The sequence below is a fragment of the Lonsdalea britannica genome (assembly GCF_002111595.1).
GTDB classification, from domain to species: Bacteria; Pseudomonadota; Gammaproteobacteria; order Enterobacterales; family Enterobacteriaceae; genus Lonsdalea; species Lonsdalea britannica.
This window is the reverse complement of sequence record NZ_LUTN01000005.1, coordinates 176030-192357: the sequence shown is the minus strand read 5'-3', so window position 1 is coordinate 192357 and position 16328 is coordinate 176030. Positions and strand designations below refer to the sequence as shown.

Annotated in this window: 15 protein-coding genes and 1 pseudogene; 6 read left to right on the top strand and 10 right to left on the bottom strand. The window is 61.1% G+C overall.

The annotated features are described in order from the left end of the window. Positions 1-37 precede the first annotated feature (37 nt). The 6 genes from AU509_RS06375 to AU509_RS06350 all read left to right on the top strand — a co-directional run bounded on the left by AU509_RS06375 (position 38) and on the right by AU509_RS06350 (position 4342). Positions 38-430: an acetyl-CoA carboxylase biotin carboxyl carrier protein gene (locus AU509_RS06375; RefSeq protein ID WP_139824023.1), complete on the top strand. Its 393-nt coding sequence runs from the start codon at positions 38-40 to the stop codon at positions 428-430. Positions 431-432: 2 nt separating this feature from the next. Beyond that, positions 433-1230, top strand: coding sequence for a LamB/YcsF family protein (locus AU509_RS06370; RefSeq protein ID WP_094117938.1), 798 nt, complete (start codon positions 433-435; stop codon positions 1228-1230). Between the two features lie 119 nt (positions 1231-1349). Continuing rightward, positions 1350-2102, top strand: coding sequence for an SDR family oxidoreductase (locus AU509_RS06365; RefSeq protein WP_085650653.1), 753 nt, complete (start codon positions 1350-1352; stop codon positions 2100-2102). 36 nt (positions 2103-2138) lie between these two features. Further along, positions 2139-2834: an amino acid ABC transporter permease gene (locus tag AU509_RS06360; protein ID WP_085650654.1), complete on the top strand. Its 696-nt coding sequence runs from the start codon at positions 2139-2141 to the stop codon at positions 2832-2834. A 4-nt stretch (positions 2835-2838) separates the two neighbouring features. Then, positions 2839-3594, top strand: a complete 756-nt coding sequence (locus AU509_RS06355) for an amino acid ABC transporter permease (RefSeq protein ID WP_085650803.1) — start codon at positions 2839-2841, stop codon at positions 3592-3594. A gap of 10 nt (positions 3595-3604) precedes the next feature. Then, positions 3605-4342: an amino acid ABC transporter ATP-binding protein gene (locus tag AU509_RS06350; RefSeq protein WP_085650655.1), complete on the top strand. Its 738-nt coding sequence runs from the start codon at positions 3605-3607 to the stop codon at positions 4340-4342. Between the two features lie 137 nt (positions 4343-4479). Here AU509_RS06350 and kdpC read toward each other — a convergent pair whose 3' ends face one another. From kdpC to AU509_RS06305, 10 genes and pseudogenes are all read right to left on the bottom strand, one after another. Then, positions 4480-5070: a potassium-transporting ATPase subunit KdpC gene (gene kdpC, locus AU509_RS06345; RefSeq protein WP_094117937.1), complete on the bottom strand. Its 591-nt coding sequence runs from the start codon at positions 5068-5070 to the stop codon at positions 4480-4482. A gap of 11 nt (positions 5071-5081) precedes the next feature. Continuing rightward, positions 5082-7130, bottom strand: a complete 2049-nt coding sequence (kdpB, locus tag AU509_RS06340) for a potassium-transporting ATPase subunit KdpB (protein WP_094117936.1) — start codon at positions 7128-7130, stop codon at positions 5082-5084. Between the two features lie 30 nt (positions 7131-7160). After that, entirely contained in the window at positions 7161-8834 is a 1674-nt protein-coding gene (gene kdpA / locus AU509_RS06335; RefSeq protein WP_094117935.1) for a potassium-transporting ATPase subunit KdpA, read from the bottom strand. After that, positions 8834-8922 (bottom strand): annotated as a pseudogene (gene kdpF, locus AU509_RS18280) (K(+)-transporting ATPase subunit F). The gene kdpA and the pseudogene kdpF overlap by 1 nt, the downstream one beginning before the upstream one ends. A 294-nt stretch (positions 8923-9216) precedes the next feature. Continuing rightward, positions 9217-10266: a type 2 isopentenyl-diphosphate Delta-isomerase gene (gene fni, locus AU509_RS06330; RefSeq protein WP_094117934.1), complete on the bottom strand. Its 1050-nt coding sequence runs from the start codon at positions 10264-10266 to the stop codon at positions 9217-9219. 23 nt (positions 10267-10289) lie between these two features. Continuing rightward, positions 10290-11204 (bottom strand): terpene synthase family protein, encoded by a 915-nt coding sequence (locus AU509_RS06325; protein ID WP_094117933.1) that lies wholly within the window; start codon positions 11202-11204, stop codon positions 10290-10292. Next, the gene (locus AU509_RS06320; RefSeq protein WP_094117932.1) at positions 11201-12772 is read right to left on the bottom strand and encodes a prenyltransferase/squalene oxidase repeat-containing protein; all 1572 of its coding nucleotides are present in this window, start codon (positions 12770-12772) and stop codon (positions 11201-11203) included. Before AU509_RS06320 ends, AU509_RS06325 begins: the two co-directional genes overlap by 4 nt. Beyond that, a complete protein-coding gene (locus tag AU509_RS06315; protein ID WP_254901535.1) occupies positions 12756-13694 on the bottom strand; it encodes a polyprenyl synthetase family protein in 939 nt (312 codons plus the stop codon). The genes AU509_RS06320 and AU509_RS06315 overlap by 17 nt, the downstream gene beginning before the upstream one ends. Positions 13695-13969: 275 nt before the next feature. Continuing rightward, complete coding sequence (locus AU509_RS06310) at positions 13970-15319, bottom strand: cytochrome P450 (RefSeq protein WP_094117931.1); 1350 nt, start codon at positions 15317-15319, stop codon at positions 13970-13972. A gap of 13 nt (positions 15320-15332) precedes the next feature. Next, positions 15333-16310 (bottom strand): SDR family oxidoreductase, encoded by a 978-nt coding sequence (locus AU509_RS06305; protein ID WP_254901534.1) that lies wholly within the window; start codon positions 16308-16310, stop codon positions 15333-15335. Between the last annotated feature and the right edge of the window lie 18 nt (positions 16311-16328).

Genomic DNA, 16328 nt, shown 5'->3' with positions numbered 1-16328 from the left:
TATGCAAAACAGCCCATTAGCACTCCGGGAGCTACGTGTGGTGGCCCACAAGATGCGCCGCTCGGGGTTAACCCAAATAGAGATTGGCGGCAGCGATTACCATGTTCGTCTCAGGTTTGAACCGGCTGGCGATGTTCCGACGGCGATGTCCTCCGGACTGCGGGAAGCCGAAGCGAGTGTGCCGACGGAGATCGTGCGGGCCTGCCTGCCCGGCAGGGTCTGTGTGCAGTATCCGGGACGTGATGAAACGTTTGTTTCGCTCGGTTCTGTCGTCCGGCAAGGCGCGCTGCTGGCGCTCTTAAAGATTGGGCTGACCTATCTGCCCATACTGAGTCCGACCGATGGCACGGTCACATCGATGCCGGTCAGGCAAGGCGATGCGGTCGAGTATGACAGCGTCATCCTCACCCTGAGAAAAACAGAGGATTAATGATGAAATCGATGGATTTAAATGCCGATATCGGCGAAGGCTTCGGCGACTATCAGATAGCGGACGACGCGGCGCTGATGCCGCTGATCACCTCGGCCAACGTCGCCTGCGGTTTCCACGCGGGCGATGCCGCGATCATGGCGAAAACCGTCGAGTTGGCCAAACACCATCACGTCGATCTCGGCGCGCACGTCGGTTTTCCCGACCTGATGGGATTCGGCCGCCGTCGAATGCAGATCGAACACGATACGCTGGCGCACTACGTCACTTATCAGCTCGGGGCGCTGTCGGCGTTCGCCAACGCGGCGCGCTATCCGCTGACCCATATGAGTTTTCACGGCGCCCTTGGCAATATGGTTTCTGAGGATGAAGCGCTGGCGGATGTCCTGCTGCGGGCGGTCAAAACCTTCGATCCAAACATGATTATCAGCACGATGGCGGGAAACGCCGTGGATCGCGTGGCGCGTCGGCTTGGCTTACGCGTGGTGTGCGTTTTTCTGGCCGATCGCGCCTATGAAAGTAACGGGCTGCTGGTCAGCCGCGCCAAACCGGGCGCGGTCATTCACGATACCGAACAGGTCAAAGCGCGGGTGCGCCGATTGCTGACGGAAGGCACCATCGAGAGTATTGATGGCGACACGCTGACACTCGATGTCTCCTCGATTCTGGTGCACGGCGATACGCCTGAGGCGATTGAGATGGTTAAAACGCTGCGCGCGGCGATTGAAGAAACCGGCCTGCGTATTGCGCCGGTTTCAGAGCAAATTCGCCAGCAGAGCTGGGAGAAAACCTCGTTATAAGTCGTCCTTATCGCCTCAAACCGTTTATGTCTTATGCTTGCTTGTCATGGCTAGTTAGAGTAGGAAAAAAGATAGGGCACCGAACACGGATGTCCTGTCATCTTACAAGGAGATTGAACATGCCATTTTCAGATTATAAAACTGCATTGGTGACTGGCGCGTCAGCCGGTATTGGCGAAGCGATCGTCGAGCGCCTGTGTCAGGAAGGGCTGACGGTCCACGCGGTAGCGCGCCGCGGAGAACAACTCGCCGAGCTGTCTGCCCGAACAGGCTGTATTCCCCATGCTATCGACGTCAGCGATACGGACGCGCTCACGCGCCTGTGTAGTGAGATTCAGGTCGATGTGCTAGTGAACAACGCGGGCGTTTCCCGTTCTGGCTCGATTCTGGATGCCGATGAAGAGGTGATCGATACGCTGGTGGACGTCAATCTGCGGGCGGTGTTGCACCTCAGCCGCTTATTAGTGCCAGGCATGAAGGCGCGAAACTGCGGACACGTTATCAACGTCACTTCTATCGCTGCCGTCTACAACTTCAACGGCAACTCCATTTATCACGCGACCAAAGCGGGCGTACATGCCCTGTCTCGCCAACTGCGGTTGGATTGTTACGGCAAGATGGTTCGTGTGACCGAAATTTGCCCTGGCCGTGTGGCCACAGACATCATTGGGATTGCGATGGGCGATATTGAAGATGCCCGCCGTCGCTACATTGATGGTTTCGATTTACCGACGCCGAAGGACATTGCGGACACCGTGGCATTCGTCCTTGCCGCGCCGGTAAACGTTAACTTCGGCAATATTGAAATTACACCGACCACGCAGGTAATGGGCGGCTTGTCGACCATGCGGCCGGGCGATTCCGTAGAGTAAGTATAAGAACGATCAGTCGCTGAGGGAGACAAAACGATGACGCTCGATTTTTCCGCTGTTTTCACCGATCAATTCGGATCGATGCTCGGCGAGGGGGTCATCGTTACCCTGAAGCTAGCGCTGGGGTCCTGGTTGCTGGCCATGGCGCTGGCGCTGCTGTTAGTCGTGATCCGCCTGACGCATAAGCGTACGGCGGTGTTTCTGGTGTCGGCCTACGTGTCTTACCATCGTAACGTGCCGACGCTGATTCAGCTGATGATGTGGTACTTCGCGATCCCCACGCTGCTGCCGGAGTCGGTGCAGATGTGGATCAACGATTTCAACGCGGAGTTTCTGTTCTCCATGTTTGCGCTGGGCCTGTGTCAGGCCGCCTATTTCTCCGAGGATATCCGCAGCGGGCTGCGGGCGATCCCGGATGGGCAAAACGAGGCGGCGCGCGCGCTGGGCATGAGTTACGGTCGCGCGATGCGGCTGGTTATCCTGCCGCAGGGGTTGCGCAATTCACTGCCGTCGTTAATCAACCACACCGTGCTGTTGTTCAAGAACACCAGCCTGGCGATGGTCATCGGCGTTGCGGAGCTGACTTATGTCACCCGCGACATCGAAAACCAGACGTTCCGCACCTTCGAGTCCTATCTGGTAGCCTCCGTAGGCTATTTGATCTTCTCTTTGCTGCTGATGGGGGCTGGCGCGCTGCTGGCTCGCCATTTCCAGCGCGTCTATGCGAGGTAATCCCGTGGCCGATATCTTCACGATTTTGCACGACAACGGGATGCTGTTTCTGATGGGGCAGTATCCGAATGGTCCCCTCGGCGGCGTGCTGTGTACGTTACTGATCTCCGTGCTGGCGATGCTGTTCGCCTTCCCGGTCGGCATGCTGCTCGGCATGGCGCGTATTTCCCCTTTCCGCTGGTTACGCTGGCCGGCGGCCTGCTGGGTCTACGCGCTGCGCGGCATTCCGCTGCTCATGGTGGTGTTCTGGACCTACTTCTGCATCCCTTTGCTGATCGGCCATAACATTAGCGGATTCGCGACGATGCTGTGTACGCTGGTGATTTACGAAAGCGCCTACATCGCCGAGATTATTCGCGGCGGCATTCAGGCGCTGCCGTCCGGGCAGTACGAAGCCTCCCGCGCGTTGGGCATGAGTTACGTCAAAACTTTCCGCATGGTGATCCTGCCGCAGGCGCTCTACAACACGTTGCCCAGTCTGGTGAGCCAGTTGGTTTCCATCATCAAGGACAGCACGCTGGGCTATGTCATCAACGTGCCGGAACTGACCTTTGCCGCCAATCAGGTCAACAACCAACTGTTGACCAAGCCGTTTCAGGTGTTCGCGATTGTGGCGCTGAGTTACTACGTCATTTGCTTCAGTCTGACCTGGCTGGCTAACCGGCTGGAAGCGCACGTGGCGCGCAAGCGGCGTAATGAAAACCCCGCAGGTACGCCAGCCGAGAAAACCGAATTATTGACCGAAACACCGTCGCTATAAGGAATGCATGATGAGACCGATGATTATGTTTAACCGGGTCAGCAAATGGTATGGCGATTATCAGGCGTTGACCGATTTGAATGCTGAGATCAAAAGCGGTGAGGTCGTGGTGGTTTGCGGACCGTCGGGGTCCGGCAAGTCGACGCTGATTCGGACGGTCAACCGTCTGGAGCCGATTGAAAAAGGGCAGATCCTGTTCGACGGTATCGATATTCACGGCACCAGCACCCGGCTCAACCAACTGCGCACGCGCATTGGCTTTGTGTTCCAGAATTTCAACCTGTTCCCGCACGTCTCGGTGATGGACAACATCATGATGTCGCCGGTGAAGGTGTTGGGTGTCAAACGTTCGGAAGCGCGAAAGCATGCGGGCGAACTGCTGGAGCGCGTGGGGTTGTCGCACAAGGCCAACGCCTATCCGGCGCAGCTTTCCGGCGGTCAGCAGCAACGCGTGGCGATAGCCCGCGCGCTGGCGATGAAGCCGCCGGTGATGCTGTTCGACGAACCGACCTCGGCGCTGGACCCGGAGATGGTGGGGGAAGTGCTGAACGTGATGCGCGGATTGGCGCAGGAAGGCATGACGATGATGTGCGTGACGCATGAGATGAATTTCGCCCGTGAAGTGGCGGACACCGTCTGGTTCATGGATCAGGGACAGATTCTGGAAAAGGCCGCGCCGGAAAACTTCTTCCGTGCTCCACAGCACCCACGCGCACAGCGCTTTCTGAGCGATTTGCGTCAGCACTAAGGTTTGCCGTGACACCGCATTGCGCCGTCGCAGGTTAAAGCGACGGCGTGATCCTGTTTCTTCTTTCATTTCCCCGCTTTCCCTGTGCTGCCCGCGTTGCGCTGTTCATATCGCCGCGCGGGCTTCGTGCCATTTCACTACCGTTTTTGCTGCGAATCTTTTTGCATATCGTCCAACGCGATATTCAATTCCAATACGTTGACCGTGGGTTCGCCCATAAAATAAGGCTGGGGCCGCTGTGTGTGAGCAATGATCAGCCAACGTACGTCGTCTTCCGACAGATGACGGGCCGACGCGACGCGAGGCACCTGCCACTGCGCGGCCGGTGGGGATATATGCGGGTCCAGGCCGCTGCCGGAAGCGGTGACCAGCTCGACGGGAACGGGACCGAGCGTCTGCGGATTAGCGGTGTGCAGGTCGGCCACACGCTGTTGGATGGCCTCGTCCAGCGCCGGATTGCTCGCCGCCAGATTGCTGCCGGAAGAGGCCAGTGCGTTATACGGCGTGTCGGCGGTCGCCGACGGACGGCCGTGGAAATAGTCCGCCCGCGTGAAGTGCTGGCCGATCAGCGCTGAGCCGCGAAGCTGTCCATCGCGTTCGATCAGCGACCCGCCGGCCGTATCCGGAAAGGCCCACTGAGATAACGACGTCGTCAACAGCGGATAGGCGGCTCCGGTAATGACGGCCAGCAGGAGAAACAGGGAAATCGTAGGACGTATCAGGTTCATACTTTGGCTCCTCAGCCCAGACCCAGAATGGTCAACAGCATGTCGATCAGTTTGATGCCGATAAACGGCGCGGCCAGTCCACCCGCGCCGTAAATCCACAGATTACGGCTCAACAGCGACGCTGCGGACATGGGGCGGTAGCGAACGCCTTTGAGCGCCAACGGGATCAACAGCACGATAATCAGCGCGTTGAAGATCACGGCGGAAAGAATGGCCGAGTTCGGCGAGTGCAGATGCATCACGTTCAGCTTGTCGAGCTGCGGATAGGTCGCGGCAAACGCCGCTGGGATAATGGCGAAATACTTGGCCACGTCGTTGGCGATACTAAAGGTGGTCAGCGAGCCCCGCGTCATCAGCATCTGTTTACCGATGCGCACGACCTCCAGCAGTTTGGTGGGGTTGGAGTCCAAATCCACCATGTTGCCCGCCTCCTTGGCCGCCTGCGTCCCCGAGTTCATCGCCACCGCCACATCGGCCTGCGCCAGCGCGGGCGCATCGTTGGTGCCGTCGCCGGTCATGGCGACCATGCGGCCTTCAGCCTGATACTGGCGGATCAGGGCCAGTTTGGCTTCCGGCGTCGCCTCCGACAGAAAGTCATCCACCCCGGCCTCGGCGGCGATGGCGGCCGCCGTGAGCGGGTTATCGCCGGTGACCATCACGGTTTTGATCCCCATCCGGCGCAGTTCGGCAAAGCGCTCCCTGATGCCGCCTTTGACGATATCTTTCAGTGCCACGACCCCCATCACGGCGTTATTCTCCGCTACGATCAGCGGCGTTCCGCCGGAGCGAGCCACCGACTCCACCAGCACGTTAACCGCCGCCGGGAACTGTCCGCCTTGGCTTTCAACGTGACGGCGAATGGCGTCGGCCGCGCCTTTGCGTAACATCTTCGGGCCGATATTCACGCCGCTCATGCGGGTCTGCGCGGTGAAGGGGATGAACGTGGCGTTCAGGCTCTGTAGGTCGCGTTCGCGCAGGTTGAATTTCTGCTTGGCCAGCACCACGATGCTGCGGCCTTCCGGGGTTTCATCCGCCAGCGACGCCAGCTGAGCGGCGTTTGCCAGCGCATTCTCCGTGATGCCGGGGGCGGGCAGAAACTGGCTGGCCTGACGGTTGCCCAACGTGATAGTGCCGGTTTTATCCAGTAGCAGCACATCGACATCTCCCGCGGCTTCTACTGCGCGTCCGCTGGTGGCGATCACATTGGCCGCCAGCATCCGGCTCATCCCCGCGATCCCAATCGCCGACAGCAATGCGCCGATGGTGGTGGGGATCAGGCAGACCAGCAGAGCCACCAGCACGATGACGCTGACCGGCGAGCCGCTCCAGGCTGAGAAGGGGTACAGCGTCGCGGTCGCCAGCAGAAAGACGATGGTCAGCGCGATCAGCAGGATGGAAAGCGCGATCTCATTGGGCGTTTTGCGGCGCTTGGCCCCTTCGACCATCGCGATCATGCGATCCAGAAAGGTTTCGCCGGGGTTGACGCTGCACTGGATCACCAGCCAGTCGGAGAGGATGCGCGTTCCGCCTGTGACGGAAGCGAAATCGCCCCCGGCTTCGCGGATCACCGGCGCGGATTCGCCGGTGATGGCGCTTTCATCCACCGACGCGCAGCCCGCCAGCACTTCGCCGTCGCAGGGGATAATATCGCCGGCTTCCACCCGTACCCAATCGCCTTTTCGCAGGCTTTCGGCTGCGACCTGCTGGTGCGGCGCGTCGTGTTTCGGCTCTGCCAGTTTTTTCGCCCAGCTGGTGCGTTTGATGCCTTTCAGACTCTCGGCCTGAGCCTTGCTGCGGCCCTCGGCCAGCGCTTCGGCGTAGTTGGCGAACAGCACGGTGAACCACAGCCACAGGCTGATCGCCGCGGTAAACGTCAGTTCCCCCGTCAGCCAATCCATGCCTACACCGACGGCCAGCAGCGTCGCCAGAATACTGCCCAGGAAGACGACGAACATCACCGGATTGCGATATTGCATCCGAGGGTCCAGCTTCCTGAATGACTCGACCAGCGCGGCGCGCCACAGCGTGTTGCGCGGCTGGGAAAGCGTGTTATGTCCCATAAAATGTGTCTCCGGCAATGAATAGTGTCATCACTGCAGATGTTCGATAATGGGCCCTAAGGCCAGCGATGGAATGAACGTCAGCGCCCCGACCAGCATCACGATGCCGATAATCAGTCCGACAAACAGCGCGCCGTGGGTCGGCAGCGTCCCGACGCTGGCGGGTTGCGTAGGACGACTCGCCAGCGAACCGGCGATCGCCAGAACAGGGATAATGGGGGCGAATCGGCCTATCAGCATGGCGGCGCCCAGCAACAGGTTGTAGAACGGCGTGTTCGCGGACAGCCCGGCGAACGCGCTGCCGTTATTGTTGGCGGCGGACGTGAGCGCATACAGCACTTCGGTAAAGCCGTGCGGTCCGGGGTTCAATATCCCGGCTTTACCTGCGTCGGTCATCATCGCCAACGCCGTGCCGAGCAGGACCAGCGTCGGCGCGATCAGGATGGCGAGCGCCGTCATTTTCATTTCCGGTACGCCGATTTTTTTGCCCAGATACTCCGGGGTGCGGCCGATCATCAGCCCGGCGACGAATACCGCCAGCATGACGTTCATCAGCATGCCGTACAGGCCGGAGCCCACGCCGCCGAAGACCACTTCGCCAATCTGCATCAGCCACAGCGGCACCATGCCGCCCAGCGCGGTGAAGGAGTCGTGCATCGCATTGACCGCGCCGCACGAGGCCGCCGTCGTAATGACCGCGAACAACGCAGATTGCAGGATGCCGAAGCGGCTCTCTTTGCCTTCCCAGTTCAGCACGCTGTCCGCACCGTAGGCGGCCAGATGCGGATTGCCGTCGACTTCAGCCTTCATGACCACGGCTGCGGCGACCACGAACATAATTAGCATCGCCCACAGCACGGTGTGTCCTTGTCGGGTATCGCGGATTGCCCGGCCGAATGCCAGACACAGCGCGGCGGGGATCAGGAACATCGCCAGCATCTGCACGAAGTTGGTCAGCGCTGTCGGGTTCTCGAACGGATGCGCCGAGTTGGCGTTAAACAGCCCCCCGCCGTTGATGCCGATCATTTTGATGGCTTCCTGCGAGGCGACGGGCCCCATCGGCAGCGTTTGCTGCACGCCTTCCAACGTAGTGAAGGTCAGATAAGGGCTGAGGGTTTGCGGCACGCCCTGGCTGACCATCAACAGCGCCGCCAGTAAAGACAGCGGCAGCAGCACAAACAGGGTGGTCCGCGTCAGGTCGCGCCAGGCGTTGCCCAGCTTGTCGGTCGCGTGGCGGGCGAACCCGCGAATCAGTGCGAACAGCACCGCGAAACCGGTCGCCGCAGACAGGAAGTTCTGCACGGTCAGCCCCATCATCGTGCTGAAGTTGCTGAGGGTGCTTTCCCCGGCGTAAGACTGCCAGTTAGTGTTGCTGACGAAGCTGATGGCGGTATTCAGCGCCAGATGCCACGACAGCCCCGGCAATCCCTGCGGATTGAGCGGCAGCGATCCCTGCAACATCAGGATGGCGAACAGGACGATGATGCCGAGCAGGTTGAACGCCAGCACTGCCGCCAGATATTGACGCCAGTTCATGTCGCCGTCCGAGATGCCGCACAGTCGCCAAACCCCACGCTCAAGCCACGCCGTTCCCGGCAACGCGTTATCGTGAATGAGTCCCGTCAGCAATCGTCCTAGCGGCTGGGCCAATAACAGCAGCGCCGTCAGATAGACGGCGAGGAGTAAAACAGCATCGGCGGCCATCACAGCGCCTCCGCATTAAACAGGGCGTAAAACAGGTAGCCAGTAATAAAAAGACCAGCACGATGCCGGCGATAATTCCTGCGCTCACGGTGATTCTCCAGGTGTGAAGGGAATACGGAGGAGCGTAGAGAAAGGGACATAAAAATGTCGTCAAATTGCGGAGGGGTGGTATAAAAATTTTGTATAAATGGAACGAAAACTCGGCAATGTCGGGTCTGTTAGGGGGGCGAGATCGACCATGTCGACGTCCGCCGGTTGCGCGTCGAGTGAGCCTGCGTCGCGAAGGGCAAAAAACGCGTGCCGGTCATGCGTCGAACTCAGTCCGCGCAAACGGACATTGATAGCGTTGGTCCCTCCCTGAAGCGGGAGTTTTCGCTGCGTGTTACTCGGGGATCATGCCGGGAGGCGGCAATAACCGAGCCTGCCGCAGCGCCGCGAGGTTGCCCGACCCCGTGCAGAAGCAGGCAATTTTCAGCTGGCGAATAAGAATGTCGAAATGGGCGATCACCGCCTCGGTGGATCGGGTGGCGGCCTCGAGAACGCCTGCCGCCTGACCCACGATGTCCGCACCCAGTCGGAGAGCTTTCGCCGCATCTACGCCGTTGCGAATACCTCCGGAAGCGATCAACGTCGTCTCCGGCAATGCTTGCCGAACCTGTTGTACCGCAGTGGCGCTGGGGATGCCCCAGTCGGCAAACGCCATTGCCACCTCCCGGTCGGCGGGGTGGCCTGCGCGCTCGGCTTCCACCGCCGCCCAATGGGTGCCGCCCGCTCCGGCAATATCGATGGCCTGTACGCCCGCATCGACCAGCATTCGCGCTACCCGCGCCGAAAGACCTGTCCCGACTTCCTTCACCATCACCGGGACGCCAATATGAGCGGCTGCCTGCGCAATGCAGCCCAGTACCCCGCGCCAGTCGCGATCGCCCTCGGGTTGAACGGCCTCCTGCAATGGGTTGAGATGGATGATGAGGCCGCTGGCTTCCAGCGTTTCCACCGCGCGGCGCGCCAGCGTTAGCCCATCAGATTCCAGCAGTTGGGCGGCGCCGATATTGGCGAGCAACGGGATATCCGGCGCGGTGCGGCGTAATGCGCGCGTCAGCCCCTGACGGTGGTCGGTTCGCAGACTCACGCGCTGCGAACCCACGCCCATCGCGATGCGTAATGATTGCGCCGCTTCCGCCAGATGGCGGTTGATGGCCTCGGCGCGCCTCGCCCCGCCGGTCATGGAGCTGATCAGCAGAGGCGCTCGCATCCCGATGCCCAGCAACGTGCTGCTCAGGTCGATGTCCTCAAGGTTCAGCTCCGGCAACGCGCAGTGTTCGAACTGGATGCGATCCCAGCCCGCGGAGGTGGGCGAGTCGGCCTGCTGCCTGAGGACGATATCCAGGTGGTCGTTCTTGCGTTGGCTTAGCGCGTCGCTTGGTTTCATTTTTACTCCCTGTCGCTGCCCACTCATGCGTGGCGAGGATCGTCTGAGCGGGCGGGCGTTGCCGTGCCGTCAACCCGGTAGCGTAGGGCCGATGTGGCGTAATATTGAGTGCCAACCGTCAGCATGGTTTCCATCAGTCGTACCCAGATGGGAGCGAATTTCGCCGTCTTCAACAGCGGCCTCAGCATCCTTTCATAGCCGGTGATTTCAGTCTGAAGAAACGCGACGGCGCTCAACGTGGGATAGCGGCGTTCGAGTTGTACCGCCAGATTATCGGTTTCGCCCGAGGTGCGATCGTTGTCGAGGCCATGGAGATCGTTTTGCAGTCGGCCGATGGCACAGAGGAAGCGCAGGGCATTCTGAAAGGTCGGTTCGGTCAGCCAGCGCGGCATATCCAGTTCCCATAACAGCGACAGGCATCCGAACACGTTTCGGTAGCCGATGGAGTCGATGCCGTTTCGGAGATGCTCGGCATAAGACCAGCCTCCTGGGTCGTTTGCAAGGCGCTTGCCGTTTTGTAAGGCCGTGCTGTAGGCCTGCGTGTCGGCCAATAGCTGTGAATAATCGTGTTGGTGGCAGGCCAGTCGGGCGAGACGATGGCGCAGGACGGAGCAGCCCACGGACGCCGTTGGCGCGTCCGGCGTCCGGCCGACGAGGATGCCCTCGACGACGGCGTAGTCGTCGGGGGATATCGTCGCGCGATCGTGACAATCATCGATCCAGAACAGCAGCGCCATCTCCTGATAGAAGGCAAGCACTCGTGCTTCGTCGTCCGGATCATGTCCGGTACGGGCGCTCATCGCGATCAGCTCGGGTCGAATACTGTTGAGGATAAATTGTCCTCCCCGGACGGCCTCCACCGCATGCTCGTCGAGAAAGCCGGACAGCGTTTCGCCCCAGGCCTTCACCTGCTGGCAGGCGTCGTCGTGCAAGGTCATATCCGTTCTCCCTGGGGTTCTGTTAGTGCGTCGCCAACGTCGGCGTGGAGAGCGTCCCAGTTCAGCGCCAGCCAGAGTCCGGCCAGTTCGGTGACCCGCACCACGCGCTGAGGGCAATACAGCTCTTTCCCGATCCACAGCGGCGTGACGGGAAGCTGGTTCGGCTGATAGCGGGCCAGTAACCACTCCCGCGCCCGAGCAACGACTGACGCCAGCTTCTCGCGCAGGTCGGTGTCAACTCTGTCGTTCATGATGTGCAGCGCGAACAGCGCGTAGGCGGTTTCTTCCTGCGTCGGCGCAGACCCCGCGCCCCACCCACCGGACGGATGTTGCGTCCCCAGAATCTTGTTCAGCACATCATTATCTCGCCACGACGGCATGCCGTGCGCCAGCGCGGCGACGGCATGTGACGTCGGGTACAGCCAGGAGGCGTGCCATTTTTCGTTTTTCCATACGCCATCGGCGCTTTTGCCGTTCTCAATGTAAGCCCGTGCGGCGGGCGCGGCGGTGCCGAGCAGACTTAGCGCGTGCACGGCATGGATTGTCGTCGAAAGCGACGGATTGCGCTCGCCGGGGAAGGTCACGAACAGGTCGCCTTTTTCGAACTGACGCAGCGGATCGAAAGTGAGTGAGTGGCCTGAAAGCTGCACGACCGCCGCTGCGATGGCGGTATCGTCAGCATCCGACGCAAAAGTCTGTGCCGGCCCCACCCCGCGTGGGGTAAGGCGCGTCTGGATGTTTGCCGCGAGGGTTTGCACCACGGTGGCAAGCGTGGGGTGAGAAAACAGGCCCGCGAGGTGAAGCGAGTACAGCGACCAGCAGGGTTCGAAAACGTCGATGGGCCAAACGTTCGGCACCACACCGTCGATGCCGACGCCGGTCGCGCGCGAGGCCTTGTGGAGATAACGTGCTGTGCGTTCGTGAGGCGCGGCTGAGTTTTCGGCATAGGCGCGACCCAGCCAGACGGCGGTCGCCGAAGGGCTAATGCCCACGCTGCCGAACGCGTCGGGCGTGGCCTCGGTCGATGACCGTCCCCAGGACTCCCAGGAGTGAAACAGAGGGTGTCCGGACGGTACCGTCGTGAGCGATTTCAGCTTCCCCAGCCGCGCGCTTTCCGCCTCGTAGAGCGCGCCGTAGCGCGGATAGGCGAGTGGGGGGAAAAGCGCGGCCGCCTGACGGCATAGCTGCGGCAGGATGAGCTCGACGCCGATAGGCGCGTCGTCCGGAATGCCTTCGGCATAGGGATCATTCTCCTGCGTCAGATAAGCGTCGGCAGCAGCGAGGGCGGCGGCGGCCCCTTCGGGCTGAGGTTGCGCCTCATGCAGCGCCAGTACCGCCGCTACGGTCGGCACCTGACGATGCAGCGGGAAGTCCGGGTTGCCCCAACCGCCGTCTTCGTGCTGTTGTTCAATCAGCCAGCGATAGGCGCCGACGCGGTCGGGGGGATGGGGATGGGCGCGTAATAGCTGCGCGGTGTCGTACACCGAAGGGCCGACGTAGCCGCCGTCGTGCATGTCGGACAGCAGCGTATTCAGTTCGGCCAGGATGTTTTCAGTTAAAGCGTGCATGTTGAGTTCTCCCTCTTAGGCGACCCGCCAATGACGAGCGCATTCGGAAATCAGGCAGCCGTTTAGCCGCCAGTGCAATCAGTTGCGCCAGCTTTTCGGCGCGCGGCCCCAGCGGCGCAATCGCCGTTTCGGCGTCGTGAAACAAATCCGAAGCCAGCGAGCGAGCGGCCTCAATTCCCATCAGGGATGCGCAGGTGGGTTTCTGCGCCGCTGCGTCTTTGCCTGCGGTTTTCCCGAGCGTAGCGGTGTCCTCGGTGGCGTCGAGAATGTCGTCGATGACCTGTAACGCCAGGCCGAACGCGGCGCTGTAGCGGTCCAGCGCGTCGTAGAGTTCGCGGTGTTCGTCGTCGTCGATAACCGTGCAGAGCGCCCCCATGCGTACCGACGCGCGAACCAGCGCACCGCTTTTCATGGCGTGCATTTTGATGATGTGCTCCAGCGGCACGCTTTTGCCGACGATCGCCAAATCGATGGCCTGACCGCCTGCGGCCCCCTCGGTGGACACGGCGCGTGCCAGTTCCTGAACCAGCGCGATGCGGTTTTCAGAGGGGATAGCCAGCTGTGTCAGCGTAAGAAAGGCGTGGGCCTGTAATGCGTCCCCGACCAGAATCGCCGTCGCTTCGTCGAACTTTACATGCACCGTGGGCAGGCCCCGGCGCAGTACGTCGTCATCCATCGCGGGGAGATCATCATGAACCAGCGTGCAGGCATGCATCATTTCGATAGCGGCGCCGATCTCGTCCAGAAGGGACGCGGGCGTGTCATTCAGCGCTCCCGCGGCTTTGGTCAGCAGCGCTCGGGTACGCTTTCCGCCCTGTAACGTGGCATACCGCATTGCCTCGGACAGACGGGTGCCGTTGTCGTTATCCGCAGGTAAAAGCTCTGCCAGCGCGTGTTCAATATGCTTGGCGTTGGTTTTCATCCATACGCTCACGTCCTGCGTATGAAGGGAATGCCCCCCGCGGGTGCCTGTTTCACGGGCGCCGAATGCGCACTTCGTGTCCTTGTGCCTGTTGGTGAGGATATTCATCATTTCTCTCCCATCGTTTCCGTGCCATCAATCCAGCACGTGGGTCAGTCCGTCTGGACGCTGTCGGCTTGTTTTCCCGAGACGCCCGCCGCGATATCGGGCTTCCCTCGCCATTCGTCCGGCGGTTTTTATGACTCGGACGCCCTCTGAGTTCATAGCGATAATCGTCAGCCCGTCTCTTTCGAAAAGGCGATGCGAATCCCCATCGAGGGATGCGCGGTGGGGTAGTAGTGAGTGCCTTTATCGGGGTCATTCAGAAGCTGCGGTCGCCGCCCGGCCCGGCGTAAGGTCAGCGCCAGCGCCACGCTGAACTGCATCAGTTCCAACCACGCCAGGTGATAACCGATGCAGACGTGCGGCCCCGTCCCAAATTGCAGCGCGTCGATGGATTTGATCGACTCCGTCCTGTTCAGCCAGCGCTCTAGCCGGAATTCATCAGGCTGTTCGTGCAGCAGGGAGGAGTGCGACAGGTGCAGAAGCGGAATGCACAGGTTGGTGCCTGCCTGGATGCGGTGACCGGCGATGTCGAGATCCTGCACGGCGCGTCGGGGCAAAAGCGTCGTGGGCGGATGCAGGCGCGCCGTCTCTCGGAAGACCGCTTCCGCGACCGGATATTGCGGCAGATCGCTGTGCTGGGTAGGGATTCGTCCTTGTCTCTCCGCCTCTTCGCATAGCGACTCCCAGACGTCGGGGCGGCGCGCCAGTTCAACGGTAATCCATGCCATTGTCGATGCGGTGGTGTCATGGCCTGCAAGCACCAGCAGGCGCAGGTTGGCAATCAGCGTATCGTCGGGCAACGGCTGTTCGTTCTGGTCAAATGACGTCACCAGTGCGCAGAACAGGCCCGGCTCATCGGGATGGGCGCGCGCATGCCGGATATAGTCCCGCAGCTGTCCGTCAATCCAGCTGCGCGCCGCGCGCCCCCGTCGCAGCGGGGTGCCGGGCAGGTCAATGGGGGGCGCAATCAGCAGACGGATCAGGTCGCGATATTGACGATGCCACTGGGGAAGGTCGCGAGCAGGGATACCCAACAGGCGGAAAATCAGCGTAAGCATCAGGTCGTTGGACTCCCGCAGAATCGAAATTTCGTCCAGCGCGCACCATTGCTGAATACGCTGGTGGATAAGGGGAGCGAAAGTTTCTCCGATGGCCGCCTGCGTCAGCCCTTTCGGTAAAAAGGTCGGCTTGATGGCATTCCGGGCATGTCGGTGCGTCATGCCGTCCTGCGCCACGACCGATCCGCCCAGCATATCGGTCGCCATTTCTTCAATCAGCGCCGACGAAGCCTCTTTGTTTCTCAGTAGTGCGAACACGTCCGGGTGGGTGCTGGTCACGAAGTGCCCCGCAGGACCGAAGTCGAGCCAAAAATGGTCGCCATAGGTCTTTTCTCCGTGGCGCAGCAGGCTGGGCAGATTGCACACGATGGCGGGAAGGTGTCCCAGCACGGGAAAAGCGCCCGCCATCATGGGAATGCCCTGCGCTGGACGAGGTCTGCGTTTGAACGGATTTAGCAGCATGTCGTCATCTCCATCACGAACGGGGAAGGTCGAAGTCTGGGCTGGCGGGCGCGGGACGTCGGATATTGCCGCCGTCGGCGTAGGTGGGGACGTGCGACAGCATGCCTCCGTCGATGCGGATCACCTGACCCGTGATGAACGCGGCGTCTTCGGAGAGGAGAAAAACCACCAGCGCCGCGACGTCCTCCGGCAGCCCGGTACGCGGCAGCAGCTGGTGCCGCATCAGGTGTTGCCGCAGGGTATCGTTCAGCTTGGCCGCCAGCCGTTCGGTGATAATCAGTCCCGGCGCCACTGCGTTGCAGCGTATGCCGTTCTGGCCGTACTGCGTTGCCAGTGACGTGGTCAACATGTTCATCCCGGCCTTTGAGGCGGAGTAGGCGGTGAGTGCCGTATCGCCGCTCAATCCCTGACAGGAGGTCATGTTAATGATGGCACCGCCCCCGCGAGCGACCATGCCGGGGATAGCCTGACGGCAGCACAGCAGCGTGCCGCGCAGGTTGGTGGCGATAATCTGATCCCAGATGGCGAGGTCCACCTCTAGAATATTGAGATCGCGCGGCGTGAGATTCATGGCGCTGGCATTGTTGACCAACAAATCGACGCCGCTAAAATGACGCGCTGTCTGGGCGAACAGCGCGGCGACGCTACGTTCGTCCGAGATGTCCACGGACAACGCGATAGCCTCGCCGCCCGCTGCGCGGATACTCTCGGCACAGATCTCGGCGCTATCGCCGTCGATATCCGCTACCACCACGCGCGCCCCTTCCTGAGCGATAGCGGCCGCGCAGGCCTTACCGATACCCGCTCCCGCGCCGGTGACTACAGCGGTTTTACCGTTGAACTTACCCATCGGGCGCTCCTTGTTTTGTACGTCGATGACCTGCTCGTGGATGAGGGGAGGACGTCCCCTCTCGTCGTCGAGGATCTCAATCGCGGCGACCGGGCATTGACTGGCCGCCAGCAACACCTTCTCGCGTAGCGCTTCCGGCACGTCGCCCGAATGGCTTCC

Excerpts from the sequence above, each read along its gene's own strand:
- AU509_RS06370 (WP_094117938.1), top strand. The coding sequence starts at position 433 with ATGAAATCGATGGATTTAAATGCCGATATCGGCGAAGGCTTCGGCGAC.
- AU509_RS06365 (WP_085650653.1), top strand. The coding sequence starts at position 1,350 with ATGCCATTTTCAGATTATAAAACTGCATTGGTGACTGGCGCGTCAGCC.
- AU509_RS06360 (WP_085650654.1), top strand. The coding sequence starts at position 2,139 with ATGACGCTCGATTTTTCCGCTGTTTTCACCGATCAATTCGGATCGATG.
- AU509_RS06350 (WP_085650655.1), top strand. The coding sequence starts at position 3,605 with ATGAGACCGATGATTATGTTTAACCGGGTCAGCAAATGGTATGGCGAT.
- kdpC (WP_094117937.1), bottom strand. The coding sequence starts at position 5,070 with ATGAACCTGATACGTCCTACGATTTCCCTGTTTCTCCTGCTGGCCGTC.
- kdpB (WP_094117936.1), bottom strand. The coding sequence starts at position 7,130 with ATGGGACATAACACGCTTTCCCAGCCGCGCAACACGCTGTGGCGCGCC.
- kdpA (WP_094117935.1), bottom strand. The coding sequence starts at position 8,834 with ATGGCCGCCGATGCTGTTTTACTCCTCGCCGTCTATCTGACGGCGCTG.
- fni (WP_094117934.1), bottom strand. The coding sequence starts at position 10,266 with ATGAAACCAAGCGACGCGCTAAGCCAACGCAAGAACGACCACCTGGAT.
- AU509_RS06325 (WP_094117933.1), bottom strand. The coding sequence starts at position 11,204 with ATGACCTTGCACGACGACGCCTGCCAGCAGGTGAAGGCCTGGGGCGAA.
- AU509_RS06320 (WP_094117932.1), bottom strand. The coding sequence starts at position 12,772 with ATGCACGCTTTAACTGAAAACATCCTGGCCGAACTGAATACGCTGCTG.
- AU509_RS06315 (WP_254901535.1), bottom strand. The coding sequence starts at position 13,694 with ATGAAAACCAACGCCAAGCATATTGAACACGCGCTGGCAGAGCTTTTA.
- AU509_RS06310 (WP_094117931.1), bottom strand. The coding sequence starts at position 15,319 with ATGCTGCTAAATCCGTTCAAACGCAGACCTCGTCCAGCGCAGGGCATT.